At 73.3% G+C, this 14,704-nt stretch carries 14 protein-coding genes; 7 read left to right on the top strand and 7 right to left on the bottom strand.

The window, feature by feature from the left end:
• Window positions 1–176 precede the first annotated feature (176 nt).
• From R4Z63_RS04990 to fxsA, 4 genes are all read left to right on the top strand, one after another.
• Window positions 177–617: an Lrp/AsnC family transcriptional regulator gene (locus R4Z63_RS04990; protein WP_030162595.1), complete on the top strand. Its 441-nt coding sequence runs from the start codon at window positions 177–179 to the stop codon at window positions 615–617.
• A gap of 68 nt (window positions 618–685) precedes the next feature.
• The gene (locus tag R4Z63_RS04985) at window positions 686–2,314 is read left to right on the top strand and encodes an amidohydrolase (RefSeq protein ID WP_037926315.1); all 1,629 of its coding nucleotides are present in this window, start codon (window positions 686–688) and stop codon (window positions 2,312–2,314) included.
• A gap of 353 nt (window positions 2,315–2,667) precedes the next feature.
• Entirely contained in the window at window positions 2,668–3,453 is a 786-nt protein-coding gene (locus R4Z63_RS04980; protein WP_037926318.1) for a polyprenol monophosphomannose synthase, read from the top strand.
• A gap of 179 nt (window positions 3,454–3,632) precedes the next feature.
• Window positions 3,633–4,226 (top strand): FxsA family membrane protein, encoded by a 594-nt coding sequence (gene fxsA / locus R4Z63_RS04975; protein ID WP_384449381.1) that lies wholly within the window; start codon window positions 3,633–3,635, stop codon window positions 4,224–4,226.
• 74 nt (window positions 4,227–4,300) lie between these two features.
• Here fxsA and R4Z63_RS04970 read toward each other — a convergent pair whose 3' ends face one another.
• From R4Z63_RS04970 to R4Z63_RS04960, 3 genes are all read right to left on the bottom strand, one after another.
• Window positions 4,301–4,675, bottom strand: coding sequence for an RNA polymerase-binding protein RbpA (locus R4Z63_RS04970; protein WP_007262928.1), 375 nt, complete (start codon window positions 4,673–4,675; stop codon window positions 4,301–4,303).
• A gap of 313 nt (window positions 4,676–4,988) precedes the next feature.
• Window positions 4,989–6,392: an MFS transporter gene (locus R4Z63_RS04965; RefSeq protein WP_384449386.1), complete on the bottom strand. Its 1,404-nt coding sequence runs from the start codon at window positions 6,390–6,392 to the stop codon at window positions 4,989–4,991.
• Window positions 6,393–6,459: 67 nt separating this feature from the next.
• Entirely contained in the window at window positions 6,460–7,230 is a 771-nt protein-coding gene (locus R4Z63_RS04960) for a glycerophosphodiester phosphodiesterase family protein (protein ID WP_037926327.1), read from the bottom strand.
• Between the two features lie 159 nt (window positions 7,231–7,389).
• Here R4Z63_RS04960 and R4Z63_RS04955 point away from each other — a divergent pair, with 159 nt between their 5' ends.
• Window positions 7,390–8,892 (top strand): SCO1417 family PLP biosynthesis transcription factor, encoded by a 1,503-nt coding sequence (locus R4Z63_RS04955; RefSeq protein WP_037926330.1) that lies wholly within the window; start codon window positions 7,390–7,392, stop codon window positions 8,890–8,892.
• A 132-nt stretch (window positions 8,893–9,024) separates the two neighbouring features.
• Here R4Z63_RS04955 and R4Z63_RS04950 read toward each other — a convergent pair whose 3' ends face one another.
• Both R4Z63_RS04950 and R4Z63_RS04945 read right to left on the bottom strand, forming a co-directional pair.
• Window positions 9,025–10,599 (bottom strand): ATP-binding protein, encoded by a 1,575-nt coding sequence (locus R4Z63_RS04950; RefSeq protein ID WP_384449391.1) that lies wholly within the window; start codon window positions 10,597–10,599, stop codon window positions 9,025–9,027.
• A gap of 69 nt (window positions 10,600–10,668) precedes the next feature.
• Entirely contained in the window at window positions 10,669–10,863 is a 195-nt protein-coding gene (locus R4Z63_RS04945) for a hypothetical protein (protein WP_030031218.1), read from the bottom strand.
• Between the two features lie 302 nt (window positions 10,864–11,165).
• On the opposite strand from R4Z63_RS04945, the gene R4Z63_RS04940 reads away from it, so the two are divergent.
• Both R4Z63_RS04940 and R4Z63_RS04935 read left to right on the top strand, forming a co-directional pair.
• Entirely contained in the window at window positions 11,166–11,582 is a 417-nt protein-coding gene (locus tag R4Z63_RS04940) for an ankyrin repeat domain-containing protein (RefSeq protein WP_384449395.1), read from the top strand.
• Window positions 11,583–11,903: 321 nt separating this feature from the next.
• Complete coding sequence (locus tag R4Z63_RS04935; RefSeq protein ID WP_384449397.1) at window positions 11,904–13,301, top strand: HEAT repeat domain-containing protein; 1,398 nt, start codon at window positions 11,904–11,906, stop codon at window positions 13,299–13,301.
• A 147-nt stretch (window positions 13,302–13,448) separates the two neighbouring features.
• On the opposite strand, the gene R4Z63_RS04930 is transcribed toward R4Z63_RS04935, so the two are convergent.
• A complete protein-coding gene (locus R4Z63_RS04930; RefSeq protein WP_384449400.1) occupies window positions 13,449–14,078 on the bottom strand; it encodes a hypothetical protein in 630 nt (209 codons plus the stop codon).
• The gene (locus tag R4Z63_RS04925) at window positions 14,075–14,650 is read right to left on the bottom strand and encodes an RNA polymerase sigma factor (RefSeq protein ID WP_384449403.1); all 576 of its coding nucleotides are present in this window, start codon (window positions 14,648–14,650) and stop codon (window positions 14,075–14,077) included. The genes R4Z63_RS04930 and R4Z63_RS04925 overlap by 4 nt, the downstream gene beginning before the upstream one ends.
• Window positions 14,651–14,704: the final 54 nt, after the last annotated feature.

The following is a 14,704-nucleotide window of genomic DNA, read 5'->3' as shown; positions in this document are numbered from 1 at the left end:
TCGGCCTCGGCCACAGCAACCACTTCCCGTCGAGCGTCACGAGTAACCACAACAGACCGGCCTCCACCTGCATACCCCTGTGGCCTTGGTCACATGCCTGGCGCAGATGCCTCCAGTGGGCGGACAGCACTGGGCCTGGAGTGCCTTTGGCCGTAAGTTGAGCGGCTATGAGTGCAATGGAGGAGCTGGACCGCCAGATCGTCGATCTGCTCGTGCGGGACGGGCGGATGAGCTACACGGATCTGGGCAAGGCCACGGGACTGTCCACGTCGGCGGTCCATCAGCGGGTACGCCGACTGGAGCAGCGCGGGGTGATCCGGGGCTACGCGGCTGTGGTCGACCCGGAGGCCGTCGGCCTGCCGCTGACCGCATTCATCTCGGTCAAGCCCTTCGACCCGAGCGCCCCGGACGACATCGCCGACCGGCTGGCCGGCGTTCCCGAGATCGAGGCCTGCCACAGCGTCGCGGGCGACGAGAACTACATCCTGAAGGTGCGCGTCGCCACCCCGTTGGAGCTGGAGGACCTGCTGAGCCGGCTGCGGGCCCTGGCGCACGTCTCGACGCGTACGACGGTGGTCCTCTCCACCCCCTACGAGGCGCGCCCGCCCCGCGTGTGACGCCCGCGGGGTCCTCGTGGGGACCCCGGCGGTCGGAGGCGGCCGGCCGACGCGGGACACTGGTCGGCATGACTGACCGCACAGCCCCCTCCGCCGACGCCGCCGGAGCGCCGACCAGGACCGTCCTCCTCCGCGGGGGCGAAGTACACAGCCCCGCCGACCCCTTCGCCACGGCGATGGTCGTCGAGCGCGGCCACATCGCCTGGGTGGGTTCCGAAGGCGCGGCCGACGCCTTCGCGCAGGGTGTCGACGAGGTCGTCGATCTCGGTGGGGCGCTCGTGACCCCCGCCTTCACCGACGCCCATGTCCACACGACCTCCGCGGGCCTGGCCCTGACCGGGCTGGACCTCACCGGAGCCCGCTCGCTGGCCGCCGCGCTGGACCTGGTAAGCGCGTACGCGGCGAGCCGGCCGGCCGACCGGGTGCTGCTCGGACACGGCTGGGACGCCGCCCGCTGGCCCGAGCGGCGCGCGCCGCGGCGCGCCGAGCTCGACCGGGCCACCGGTGGCCGTCCGCTCTATCTCAGCCGCATCGACGTGCACTCGGCCGTGGTCAGCACGGCCCTGCTCGACCTGGTTCCGGGAGTGCGCCCCGACGGGGACCTGCCGCTGACCGCCGATGACCACCACGCCGTGCGGCGGGCCGCGCTGGCCGCGGTCACGCCCGCCCAGCGCGCCGAGGCGCAGCGGGCCGCGCTGGACCGGGCCGCCTCCCTCGGGATCGGCTCCGTGCACGAGTGCGGTGGCCCCGACATCTCGTCGGCCGAGGACTTCACCGCTCTGCTGGCCCTTGCGGCGGAGCGGCCCGGGCCGCGCGTGTTCGGGTACTGGGCCGACCGGGACCTGGACCTGGCCAGGGAGCTGGGGGCCGTGGGGGCCGCCGGTGACCTCTTCGTGGACGGCGCCCTCGGTTCGCACACCGCCTGCCTGCACGCCCCGTATGCCGACGCCTCGCACTCGGGGACGGACTACCTGGACGCGGCGGCGGTCGCCGAGCACGTGGCGGCCTGCACCGAGGAGGGGCTCCAGGCGGGCTTCCACGCCATCGGTGATGCGGCGATCACGGCGGTGGTCGAGGGGGTCCGCGCGGCCGCCGAGAAGGTCGGCCTGGGGCGGGTCCGGGCGGCCCGGCACCGGGTCGAGCACGCCGAGATGATGACCCCGGCCACCATCGCCGCCTTCGCGGAGCTGGGACTCACCGCCTCGGTGCAGCCCGCCTTCGATGCGGCGTGGGGTGGCGAGGAGGGTATGTACGCCGACCGGCTCGGGGCCGACCGCGCCCGGACCCTCAACCCGTACGCGGCGATGCTCAGGGCCGGGGTGCCGCTGGCCTTCGGCTCGGACGCGCCGGTGACCCCGCTGGACCCGTGGGGCACCGTCCGGGCGGCCGCCTTCCACCGGACGCCTGAGCACCGGGTCTCGGTGCGGGCCGGCTTCACCGCGCACACCCGGGGCGGCTGGCGGGCCCTGGGCCGCGACGACGCGGGGATCCTCGTGCCCGGCGCTCCGGCCGACTACGCGGTCTGGCGGACGGGCGAGCTGATCGTGCAGGCCCCGGACGACCGGGTCGCCCGCTGGTCCACCGATCCGCGCTCCGGCACCCCCGGACTGCCCGACCTGACGCCCGGTTCCGAACTGCCGGTGTGCCTCGCCACCGTCGTCGGCGGGCGGGAGGTATTCGTACGCCCACAGGGGTGATCCGGTCGGCCTCGGTTCGGTACCGGCGGCCGGACCCGGATAGGTTCGGCCGGGTCCACCACAGGACGTCGTGCCGGACGGATCCGTCTGCTCAGCGCGCCCGCGCCTCGGGGGCGAGGGAAGGTTTCGCCGGGCGGCGGGTGGCCCCAGGTCGGGGTCCGGAGGTCCAGTAGACAACGGTCACGGCGGCCCGCAGCCAGCGGGAGTCTGATCGGCCCGAAGGACCGCGGGCCCCGATCACCCGCCCGGTGCCGCCCGGTGCCCGCACCGTCGGGGCGGGCCGCGGCCGATGTTCTAGAGTCATCCTCTGCGACCAGACGTACAGGACGTGCGCGAGCACAAAAGGGGACTCAGTGAGCGACGGCGGACAGCGGGCCTACGGGCCGCTCGGTACAGCCTTGGTGATTATTCCGACCTACAACGAGGCGGAGAACATCGGGCTGATCGTCGGCCGCGTCCGGGCGGCGGTTCCCGAGGCCCACATCCTGGTCGCCGACGACAACAGCCCCGACGGCACCGGCAAGCTTGCCGACGAGCTCGCCGCCGGTGACGACCACGTGCACGTCCTGCACCGCAAGGGCAAGGAAGGGCTCGGCGCCGCCTACCTCGCGGGTTTCGTCTGGGGTCTGGACGAGGGCTACGGCGTGATCGTCGAGATGGACGCCGACGGTTCCCACCAGCCCGAGGAACTGCCCCGCCTGCTGACGGCATTGGCCGGCGCCGACCTGGTCCTGGGCTCGCGCTGGGTGCCGGGCGGCCGCGTCGTGAACTGGCCCAAGACCCGTGAGTTCCTCTCGCGCGGCGGTTCGACCTACTCCCGGCTGATGCTGGATCTCCCGCTGCGGGACGTCACCGGTGGATACCGGGCCTTCCGCCGGGAGACCCTGGAGGGGCTGGGCCTGGAGGACGTGGCCTCCGCGGGCTACTGCTTCCAGGTGGACCTGGCCCGCAGGGCCGTGCAGAAGGGTTTCCGCGTGGTGGAGGTTCCCATCACGTTCGTCGAGCGCGAGTTCGGCGACAGCAAGATGAACAGGAGCATCGTCGTGGAGGCACTCTGGCGGGTCAGCCAGTGGGGCCTCAAGGCGCAGGCGGCCAAGCTCCTGGGCAAGGGCGGCGGCACGTCGGGCGACAGGTCCTGAGGCGAGGGCGGCGGCACGTCGGCCGACGGGTCCTGATCCCGGGGAGCCTGTCGACCATGCCGGGTCGCGGGCGCCGTCCCGCGCCGCTCTCCGGTCCGGCCCCGGGGCACGGCCCCTAGGGGGGCCTCCGTACCTCCGGCTGAGGACACTTTTATCCGGCCCCAGGCACACTGGATGCTATGACGACCGGCACTGGATCCCTGCGAACGGGTACCCCGACGGCTCCCCGTCGGCGCTCGCCCGCCCGAACCTTCCTCCCCCTGGCCATCGCCGCCTGGCTGATCCTGGAGATCTGGCTGCTCGGCATGGTCGCCGACGCGGCCGGCGGGCTGGCCGTGGCCGCACTGATCGCCGGCGGACTGGTCCTGGGCGCGGTGGTCATCAAGCGTGCCGGGCGGCGGGCCTTCAAGAACCTGACGGACACCTTCCAGCAGGCCCAGCAGGGGCGGCAGCCCGCCCCGCAGCAGCCCGGCCGGGGCAATGGCCTGACGATGCTGGCGGGCCTGCTCCTCATGCTCCCGGGCCTGCTGTCGGACGTCGCGGGCCTGCTCCTGCTGCTCCCGCCCGTCCGGGCGTGGGCCGGTCGCAGGGCCACGCGTTCTCTGGAGCGGAAGATGGCCGCGGCACCTTCGGGCAGCTTCGGCGATGCCTTCCAGCAGGCCCGCATCCACTACCCGGACGGCAAGATCGTCCAGGGAGAAGTCGTCCGCGAGGACCGGCCGGGGGCGCCGGACGGCCCGGACGCCACCTACCGCCCGCCGCTCACGCCGTAGGCTCGCGATCACGCCGAGGGGCCCCGCCACACACTGTGTGGCGGGGCCCCTCGGCTTGTGCGTTCGTCCGGCTGTCAGGCGGACTTGCGGCTGTCCCGCGGATGCACGGCAATGTTCATGGCGCCGGAGCGCAGGACCGCCAGCCGTTCGGCCAGCACTTCCTCCAGCTCCTCGCGAGTGCGTCGCTCCATGAGCATGTCCCAGTGCGTTCGCGCAGGCTTGCCCTTCTTCTCTTCGGGCCCGTCCCCGTCCACGAGGAGTGCCATGGCGCCGCACGCCTTGCACTCCCACTCCGGCGGAATCTCTGCCTCAACCGAGAACGGCATCTCAAATCGATGTCCGTTCTGGCATGCGTACTCCACCGCCTGGCGCGGGGCCAGATCGATGCCGCGGTCCGTCTCGTAGCTGGTAACCACGAGGCGCGTACCGCGGAGAGCTCGCTCACTCATGAATCGTGCCTCCCGGGCTTGTCGCCCACAGGACAGGTGTCGCTGTCGTCGTCATCCGGTCAACGTCCGGTCGGCGGTATAGATTCCCGCTCCGGGTCGTGCGTCGCCCGTCGTACCGCCCCTTGTTGTACCCACCAGTGCCCGTTTTGTCACATCTGGCAGCAGATGTCACCCAACGTCTAGACTTCTTTGGCGTGCAGTAACGGTCCGCCTGGCAGGCCAAAGGCGTACACTACCGCCCCTTCGCCGCAACGTCTAAATCCGTTCGGAATTCGTTCGTGAATCCGGATCGGGCGCGGGCGGGAACCCGGTCTCAGATCCGCTCCGGAACAGGATTGCCCGCCGCCTCCACCGCGCGGCGCACCGGCACTCGCGCCAGCAGCAGGAACCCCAGTGCGAAGAAGGCCACCAGCGAGATGATCGCGTCCCGGTAGCTGCCCGTCAGCTGGTACGTCAGACCGAAGACGAGCGGCCCCACCCAGCTCAGACCGCGGTCGCTCATTTCGTACGCCGAGAAGTACTCGGCCTCCTTGCCCGCGGGCACCAAGTGCGAGAACAGCGAGCGCGACAGCGCCTGGCTGCCGCCCAGCACCAGGCCGATCATGGCGGCGAGGGCGAAGAACCACACCGGCGTCCGGGCGGGCAGGAAGTAGCCGACCCCCAGCGTCACCGTCCACGCCACCAGCGAACCCAGGATCGTCCGCTTGGCGCCGTAGATCCGGGCCAGTCGGCCCATGGCCAGCGCGCCGCCGACCGCCAGGACCTGCACCAGCAGGACCGCCCCGATGAGGGTGCCCTGTTCCAGTTGCAGCTCCTCGGAGCCGTAGATGGAGGCCTGGGAGATCACCGTCTGCACGCCGTCGTTGTAGATCAGGTACGCCAGCAGGAACGACAGCGTCAGCGGATAGCGCCGCATGTCCTTGAACGTGGCCACCAGCTGCTTCCAGCCGCTGACGGCCGGTGCCGCTCCCGGCTCCCGGACCACGGCGCGGTCGCGCAGCCGACGCAGCGGGATCAGCGCGAAGGCACCCCACCACAGTCCCGCGGAGGCCAGGCAGATCCGGATGGCCATGCCCTCCGAGACACCGAAGGTGTCGTGGCCCAGATAGAGGGCCAGGTTCATGACGAGCATCACGGAGCCGGCGGTGTAGCCGAAGGCCCAGCCGCGCGAGGACACGGTGTCCCGCTCGTCCGGGGTGGAGATCTGCGGCAGGTAGGCGTTGTAGAGCACCATCGACACGGACAGCGACGCATTCGCCACGATCAGCAGGAAGCCGCCGAGCAGATACCGCTCGCCGCCCAGGAGGAACATCGCCGTCGTCGCCGCCGCCCCCGTGTACGCAGCCGTCGCCAGCAGCGGCTTCTTGCGGCCCGTCCGGTCCGCGACCGCGCCCGCGAGCGGCATCAGCAGGACGGCCAGGATCACCGACGCCGAGACCGCATAGGCGAAGAAGGATCCGGCCCGCACCGGTATGCCCAGCGGGTGCACGAAGCCCTCGGCGTCCGCGGCGGCCTTGGCCACCGAGGTGAGGTAGGGGCCGAGGAACACCGTCAGCACGCTCGCCGAGTACACCGATACGGCGAAGTCGTAGAAGTACCAGCCGTGCTGCTCGCGCTTGCGTGCCGCCGCTGCGGCGGCCGTCCCGGCCGTGGCGGCTCTGCCGTCCTCCGCCCCGGATTCCGCTTCCTCGGTCCTGCTGCCGTTGTCCGCGCTCACTCGGTGTCCCCCTCGGTGGTCCCGTACCGCGACGGCCGCCGGATCCGCCGCGGCGGCCGAGGGCGGGTCAGGCCCAGGCGCCGCGCCGGTCCAGCACCGTGCGCAACATGTCGATGTGGTCGGTCATGATGCCATCGACACCCAGGTCGAGGAGAGCCTCCATACGTTCCGGTTCGTTCACGGTCCACACGTGGACCTGCAGGCCCCGCTCGTGCGCGGTCCGGACGAAGCGCCGGTCCACCACCCGGATGCCCGCCTGGGTCTCCGGAACCTGGGCGGCCACCGCCCCGACGCGCAGCGCCGCCGGGATCGCGTACGAGCGCAGCCGCAGCCCGACCACCCCGCGCACGCCGTACGAGGTCGCCAGCCGCGGACCGGCGATCCTCTGGGCGCGGGCCACCCGGCTCTCCGAGAAGGAGCCCACGCAGACCCGGTCCCAGACCCCGGCGCGCGCGATCAGGTTGACCAGCGGGTGCAGTGCCGACTCGGCCTTGACGTCGATGTTCCAGCGCGCGTCCGGGAACTCCTCCAGCAGCTCCTCGAAGAGGGGCAGCGGCTCGGTGCCCCCCACCCGGGCCGTGCGCACCCGCTTCCAGGGCAGCTCGGCGATCCGGCCGCGGCCGTCGGTGACCCGGTCCAGCGTGGAGTCGTGGAAGGCGACGAGCTTGCCGTCGGCCGTGGCGTGCACATCGGTCTCGAAGTACCGGTAGCCCGCCCCGGCGGCCCGGCGGAACGCCGCGGCGGTGTTCTCCAGCCCATCCGCGGCACCTCCCCGGTGTGCGAAGGGGATCGGAGCCGGGTGGTCCAGATACGGATGGCGAAGGCGTACGTGCGTCACGGCGGCAGTATCCCCCGCGGCGGCCGGGAGCGGTGGTACGCGTGGTGAACGGGACAGGGCCCTGGTGCAGGTGGACTGACTCGTGGCACGCTGTGCCCCGGAGAGCAATCCAATCCAGGCCTCTACCGAGGCCAATCGGACGAAAGTGGACCGCACGCCATGGCCGAATGGACCTCAGCGGTCGGTGCCGCCCAGCTGGCCCGCCTCATCACCTCCCAGCAGGAGCGGAACTCCGTGCCGGGCGCCCGCAAGCCGCCCGCCTACCGCACGCTCGCCGACGGGGTCCGGCTGCTCGTTCTGGAGGGCCGGGTCCCGGTCGCCGCCCGGCTCCCCGCCGAGCGCGAGCTCGCCGCCGCCCTCTCCCTCAGCCGTACCACCGTCGCCGCCGCGTACGAGGCGCTGCGCGGGGAGGGCTTCCTCGAATCCCGCCGCGGCGCGGGCAGCTGGACGTCCGTCCCCGCGGGCAATCCACTGCCCGCCCGGGGGCTCGAACCGCTGCCGCCCGAGTCCCTCGGCTCGATGATCGACCTCGGCTGTGCCGCCCTCCCCGCCCCCGAACCGTGGCTGACCCGGGCCGTCCAGGGCGCCCTGGAGGAGTTGCCCCCGTACGCGCACACGCACGGCGACTATCCGGCGGGCCTCCCGGCGCTGCGCCGGATGCTCGCCGACCGCTACACCGAGCAGGGCATCCCCACCATGCCCGAGCAGATCATGGTGACCACCGGGGCGATGGGGGCCATCGACGCCATCTGCAGCCTCTTCGCGGGCCGCGGCGAGCGGATCGCCGTCGAGTCGCCCTCCTACGCCAACATCCTCCAGCTGATGCGCGCCGCCGGGGCCCGGCTCGTACCGGTCGCCATGGGCGACGGGCTGACGGGCTGGGACATGGACGTCTGGCGCCAGGTCCTGCGCGACTCGGCGCCGCGCCTCGCCTACGTCGTGGCCGACTTCCACAACCCCACCGGAGCCCTGGCCTCCGAGGAGCAGCGCCGCGCGATGGTCGCGGCGGCCCGCTCCGCGGGAACCGTCCTCGTCGCCGACGAGACCATGCTCGAACTCCAGCTGGAGCCGGATCTGGAGATGCCCCGCCCGGTCTGCGCCTTCGACCCGGCCGGCAGCACCGTGATCACCGTGGGCTCCGCCAGCAAGGCCTTCTGGGCGGGCATGCGGATCGGCTGGGTCCGTGCGGCTCCCGACGTGGTCCGCAGCCTGGTCGCGGCCCGCGCCTACGCCGACCTGGGCACGCCGGTGCTGGAGCAGCTCGCGGTGAACTGGCTGATGCGGACCGGCGGCTGGCAGCAGGCGGTGGAGATCCGCAGGCAGCAGGCCAGGGAGAACCGCGACGCACTGGTCGCGGCGGTCCGGCGGGAGCTCCCGGGCTGGGAGTTCGAGGTCCCGGCCGGCGGCCTGACCCTGTGGGCCCGCGCCGGCGGCCTGTCCGGCTCCCGCCTGGCCGAGGTGGGTGAGCGGGTCGGGGTGCGGGTCCCCTCGGGCCCGCGGTTCGGTGTGGACGGCGCCTTCGAGGGCTACGTCCGCCTGCCCTTCACGGTCGGCGGGCCGGTGGCCGAGGAGGCCGCCGGCCGCCTGGCGGCGGCAGCGAGCCTGGTCGGCAACGGCGCGGGCGACAGCGGAGCCGAACCTCCGCGCACCTTCGTGGCGTAGCCCGGCGAGGGGCCGCGCGGTGGCCCCGTCACGGCATGGGCAGGAGCGCGTCCGGCGCCCGGTCCAGCCCCGCAGGCCGGGCGCCGGCGGTCCGGGGCCGCACCGCCGTCCCGCCCCGGACGGTGCCCCCGGTCACGGCCGTTCCGGCACGTCGAGGGCCGCCGCGCCCACGGCCTTGGCCAGGGCCGGCCCCGGCCCCGGCTGCCGCTCCGGCAGAAGTTCCAGCACGGCCTGCCGGTGCGCCGGATGCGCGGCCTCGTCGTAGGGGTCCGGGGTCGCCGGGACCTGGAGGCGGTGCACCGGACCCGTACCGAGCCGCGCGTACCCGCGCCCGGGCGGGACCAGGGTCGTGGGCGTGGTGTGCGGCGGCAGCCCCAGGACGTCGGAGATCTGCTGGATCGCGGCGGGCCCGAGCACGATCCGGGCACGCGTGTGCTGCCACACGGAGTCGTGGAGCAGCTCCAGGTGGTCGAACTGCTCGGCCACGACCACCGTGACGTGGGCGGGCCGCCCGTGCCGCAGCGGCACCTGGAGGTGCGTCATGGGGTCCGGCCCGCCCTCGGCCACCGCGAGGTGCGCGAGCACGCTCGGCTGGTCCAGCAGGATCCACAGCGGGCGCCGGGTGTCCTCCGGTGCCGGCCGTCCGGCCTCGCGGGCCCGGTGGATGGCGATGAGGCGGCGTTCGGTCTCCTGCGCGGCCCACTCCAGGGTGGCCACCGCGCCCACCGGTCCGCACTCCACGGCGAGGACGCCGCCGCGGCCGGACAGGCACGCGTACTCGCCGCTGCCGCCGCCGTCGACGACCAGGAGGTCGCCGCCGTGCCGCAGGGCCTGCACGGCGAGCGACCGGAGCAGGGTGGAGGTGCCGCTGCCGGGCTGGCCGACGGCGAGCAGGTGGGGTTCGGTGGAGCGAGGGCCGGTACGCCAGATGACCGGCGGCACGTCGCGGGGCTCGTCGCCGTCCACGACGGGCAGCGTCCGCTGCACGTTGCCGGCATCGGTGAAGCCGAGCACGCTCTCGCCGGGGGAGGTGACGAACGGCTGGGCGGCGATGCCCGTGGGCAGCGCGGCCAGCACGCTCACGTCGAGCTGATTGCCCTCCTCGTCCCAGTCGAAGAGGTACTCCCGTCCGCGCCCGGACTTGGCGTGCAGCAGCGCCTCGATCCTGGCCCGCGAGGCGGCCTCGCCGTCGGTGAAGTAGGCCGGGTAGCGGATGTGGAGCCGGGTCAGCCGACCTGCCTGGTCGAACTCGTAGCCGCTGAAGGCCTTGTCCCACTCCCCGCCGTGGGAGAAGAGAGGACTGGGGTCCTCCGGGATGGAGAAGTAGGGCACGAGGGCCTCGTAGAGGGAGCCGAGCCGTTCGGCCTCGGCATCGCTCGGCCCGGTCTTCACCGGGGTGCGGTCGCGCCCGTGCCAGGCCGCCGTCGCCATGAGGGTGATCAGGGCGAGGAGCGGGCCGTAGGGGACCAGTGCGACCACCAGGACGCAGGCCGCGCCGAGGAACAGCGCGGGACCGCGCTTGTCCTTCGGGGTCTCGGACCATCGGCGCCGTCCGGCCGCGGCCAGGACGCGCAGGCCGCGTCCGATGACGAGGAGGGGATGGAGGACGTCCGTGGCGCTGTCGGCGGCCGTGCGAGCGATGTCGCGGCCCCGGACCAGCGAAGCGGTGCCGCTGCTGAGAATGCGGGGGAGTGGGCGCCGGGCCACGGGCGTCTCCTGGAGTTCCGGTCGTGAGCGGTGTTACGGGTGGGGCTGGGGTGCCTGCTCGGGGGGCGGCTAGAGCTTGATCCCGCCGAGCAGGCTCGCAAGGCTCGCGGTGCTCGCCGTGATGCTGGGGGCGATGGCGGAGCCGGCGAGGAAGAAGCCGAAGAGCGAGCAGACGAAAGCGTGCGTCAGCTTCATCCCGTCCTTCTTGAAGAACAGGAAGCAGATGATGCCGAGCAGGACCACGCCTGAAATGGACAGGACCATGAGGAGTTCTCCTGGTTGGTGGGGACAGTCACCATCAGTTGTTCCAGGCTCACAGGAAGTATCAATGCGAAAAAAGGTGCATACGGGTGAATGAGGAGGTTTTTCACTTGACCGGCTCAGCCCGGCTGGCGCGTCCGCCGGACCGGGGTTCGGGGTGATCCACGCTGCGGACCGGCCCGGACCCGCGCAGGTCGGGGCGCTACTCTGACCGTTCACCCGTACGGACGCAGCGCCGTGCGCCCCCCTGCCCGCGAGGCCCGGGGAAGCTTCATGCCAGCAGCGAGTGAAAGGCGGTACGCGCGATGAGCGAGCACACCGAAGGCGCCTCCCCGGAGGGCCCCGACGAGGACGTCATCGAGCTGGCGACCAAGATCTTCGATCTCGCCCGCCAGGGTGAGAGCGCGCGGCTCGCCGCGTACCTCGACGCCGGGGTCCCGGCGAACCTCACCAACGACCGCGGCGACACCCTCGTCATGCTCGCGGCCTACCACGGCCACGCCGACACCGTCACGGCCCTGCTGGCCCGCGGCGCCGAGGTGGACCGGGCCAACGACCGCGGCCAGACCCCGCTCGCCGGCGCGGTCTTCAAGGGTGAGGAGTCGGTGATCCGCGCACTGCTCGCCGGCGGGGCCGACCCGAACGCGGGAACCCCCTCCGCGGTGGACACCGCGCGCATGTTCGCCAAGGCCGACCTGCTGGAACTCTTCGGAGCCGAGTAATCCGCTTTTTGCCTTGCCACGACCGGTGTGCAGCTCACAGGTTGGTCACAGCAGCCGTAAATGTGGTCGCGGTGCACAAACCGGCTGGGTCATCATGGCGTCGGATTCGATTCGCGGGCACGGGGGACGGGCAGACGGCCAGGACACGAAAGGTGTCCCGGCCCGGTCCGGCCACCCCTTGGTCACGAACCACCGACGAGAGTGAGAAGGCAATGGTCTACATCGAGCGGAACAAGACGGCGGACGTCCTCACATGCTGTTACGCGGCCCTGTGACTCCCGATTCCCGGTTGCGTCCCCAGCTTGATTTGAGGCCATTCCCATGTTCGAACCAGTCATAGCGCCGAGCGGTACCCTGCTCGGCCTCCTCCAGCGGGGCCGTGGCGACGGCACGCTGCACGCACTCGCGGCGCCCAGGGCGGAAGCCCTCCAGGCCCTCAACCAGTGCGTGCTCGGCGATCCGCGCCAGGACTGGCAGGTCGAGAACCGCTCGCTGTACTACGCCAGGCTCTACCTGGATCTCGACGGCCCCCTCGGCGAGATCGAGGGCCACCTCTTCAGCGCCGACGACCTCGTCGACGACACGGACCACCGCACGGGCCTCGCCCTGTCCGTCCTGGGCCACCTGGCCTCGTACGGCCGCGACGACGCACTGATGCTGCTGCGCCGCTACGCCGCGTCCGGGGCCAACTGGGCGTGGGCCCTCGACGAGCTCGCCCTGCGCGACGACGACGAAGGGCTGCGGTCCCTGGCCGCACCCGTCCTCGCCCGCTTCCCCGTCACGGCCGAGGGCGAGGCGCGGCTGGCCGCCGCCGTCCGTGACGCCTACGAGCCCCGGCCGTGGTGTCTGTGGGAGGAGTCCCCGCAGTACGGGGAGCGCTTGGGCGCGGCCCGCCGGCAGGGCTCCTTCGACCGCTGGCAGCGCCAGCTCACCCCGAACGGCCCCCAGCCGGGCTGGGGCGTTCAGGCCGTCTTCGACTGGGCCGCCGACGGCCTGCGCCGCGGCAACCCGCTGCACGTGCCCGCCGCCCGCTGCCTGGCCGCCGTGGCCCAGCCCGAGGACCGCTCCGCGATCCTCGCGGCCGCCGCCGGCGCCGACGGCGAGGCCGCCCGGGCCACCGCCCTGCACCACCTGGTCCTCGCCGAACCCGACAATCCGGCCGTACTGGACCTCATCGAAGCGGCGGCCGACGAGCCCGCCGTGGCCGCGTACGAGCGCATGTGCGGCCCCGCGGCCGTCGAACGGGCCCGGCGCTGGGTCCACCGGCCCGACGCCCTCGGCGAGGCCGCCGCGGCCCTCCTGGCCGCCCGGGGCGGCGCCGAGGACGCCCCCCTGGTCCTGAGCGCACTGCGCTCCACCGTCCGCGGCTCGGGCCCCGACACCCGGCGGCTGTTCGCCCTGGTGGACGGCGCGGGCCGGCTCGCCATCAACTGCGCCGCCCCCGTACTGCGCCACATCTACCGCGAGACGTCCTCGTCCCACCTGCGAGGCCGCGCCGCGCGGGCCCTCGCCAGCACCGACCCCTCCTTCGCGGCGGGCTTCGCCGTCGAGTGCCTCTGGGACTGCGAGGAGACCACCCGCGAGGTCGCCGCCCGCCACGCCGAGACCGCCGACGCCCGGGTGGCCCCCCGCCTGCGCCGCCTGGCGGCGGACCCGGCGGAGGAGGAGGACGTGCAGTCCGCCGTGCGCAGCCGCATCACCCCGGAGTCGGCCGTGTAGCGCCGCCGAGGATCACGACATCCCGCGCCCGGGCCCCGCGACGACGGAGCCCGGGCGCGTCGCGTTCCCGCCCGGGGACACGGTTTCGCCCCGGCCCCCGTGGTACGCGGTGGGGGCCGGGGCGAAAGCATGTGCGGCGCGTGGCGGTCAGTTCGCCGGCGGGGGAGCGTCCAGCGCGTAGTCGACGGCGCAGGACGGGACCTTGGCGGTCTCGATCACGCCGACGCCGACGGTGCGGCTCCGCCCCACCGGGTAGGAGTCCGCCCACTGGAAGGTGAGCGAGAATCCGGGCGGCACCGTCTTGTCGTCGACCTTGAACTCGAGGCCGTCAGCGGAACGCTGCAGCACCTCCGCGGCGGGGTCCGCCTGCGGCGCGCGGAAGCCCCCGCCGGGCTCGGAGCACTGCGACGGCGGCCGTATCGGGACCAGCACCGCCGGCACGCCCAGCTCCTTCAGCGCGTCCACCAGCGCCGGAACCTGACCGGGCTCCGGCATCCCGAACCGCAGTGCGCCGTCCGGGTCCTTCCTGATCCCGGGCGCATCCGTGGCGGACGGGTCGGGCCCTCCGGCGGCGGCGCCGACGGGCCGGGACCCGTCGCGGGTGCTTCCCGGCACCGCCATCACCGCGACGACCGCCACCGTCGCCGCGGCCACCGCGAGGGGGGCGCCGTAGCGGCGGGCGAAGGAGCGGGCCGGGGTCGGGAGCGGGGTCTGCGGGAAGCGGGCCACAAGGGCCGCCTTCAGGCGGTCCTCGAAGCCGCTGGGGCGGGTGGTCATCGGGCTGCCTCCAGTCGGTGTCGGGTGACGGAGCCCACGGCTCCGCGCAGGGCGCGCCGGGCGCGGTGCAGGCGGACGCGGACTGTCGCCCGGGTGATGCCGAGGGCCTGTGCGGCCTCGGCCGGGGTGAGCTCGTCCACCACCACGAGGTCGAGGACGGCACGCAGCGGCTCGGACAGGGAGGCGTGGCGCTCGGCCAGCTCCCGGCAGGCCCGCTCCGCGTCTATGCGCTCCTCCAGCGCGGCCACGTCCTCGTCGTCCAGCAGCCGGCGGCCGCTCAGGCGCGCCAGCGCGCCGCTCTCCCGGGCCTTCCCGCGGGCGTGCCCGGCCAGGACGTTGCGTGCGATGCCGAACAGCCAGGCGACCGGGGCTCCCTTGTGCCCCCGGTAGGTGCCGGCCGATCCCATCGCCGCGAGGAAGACGTCCGCCGTCAGATCGGCCGCCAGGTGCGGATCGGCGACCCGGCGGGTGACGAAGCCGAGAACGGCGTCGACGTGTTCCTCGTAGAACGCCCCGAATCCCTCGGCCGTCCTGAGATCCGGCGGGCCGGTCTCGTGTCGTGGGTTGCGCACCCGGTTCCTCCCCTGCACGAGGGACCCGGTCGGTCCCCTCACCTGGTACTTGGC

The organism is Streptomyces sp. PL-29 (assembly GCF_058344425.1).
Note: the sequence above shows the minus strand (reverse complement) of the source record. Positions and strands in the feature narration are given on the sequence as shown.

What these genes read in the sequence shown, in the direction of transcription:
- R4Z63_RS04990 (WP_030162595.1), top strand. Translation starts at nt 177, where the DNA reads ATGGAGGAGCTGGACCGCCAGATCGTCGATCTGCTCGTGCGGGACGGG.
- R4Z63_RS04985 (WP_037926315.1), top strand. Translation starts at nt 686, where the DNA reads ATGACTGACCGCACAGCCCCCTCCGCCGACGCCGCCGGAGCGCCGACC.
- fxsA (WP_384449381.1), top strand. Translation starts at nt 3,633, where the DNA reads ATGACGACCGGCACTGGATCCCTGCGAACGGGTACCCCGACGGCTCCC.
- R4Z63_RS04970 (WP_007262928.1), bottom strand. Translation starts at nt 4,675, where the DNA reads ATGAGTGAGCGAGCTCTCCGCGGTACGCGCCTCGTGGTTACCAGCTAC.
- R4Z63_RS04955 (WP_037926330.1), top strand. Translation starts at nt 7,390, where the DNA reads ATGGCCGAATGGACCTCAGCGGTCGGTGCCGCCCAGCTGGCCCGCCTC.
- R4Z63_RS04945 (WP_030031218.1), bottom strand. Translation starts at nt 10,863, where the DNA reads ATGGTCCTGTCCATTTCAGGCGTGGTCCTGCTCGGCATCATCTGCTTC.
- R4Z63_RS04940 (WP_384449395.1), top strand. Translation starts at nt 11,166, where the DNA reads ATGAGCGAGCACACCGAAGGCGCCTCCCCGGAGGGCCCCGACGAGGAC.
- R4Z63_RS04935 (WP_384449397.1), top strand. Translation starts at nt 11,904, where the DNA reads ATGTTCGAACCAGTCATAGCGCCGAGCGGTACCCTGCTCGGCCTCCTC.
- R4Z63_RS04930 (WP_384449400.1), bottom strand. Translation starts at nt 14,078, where the DNA reads ATGACCACCCGCCCCAGCGGCTTCGAGGACCGCCTGAAGGCGGCCCTT.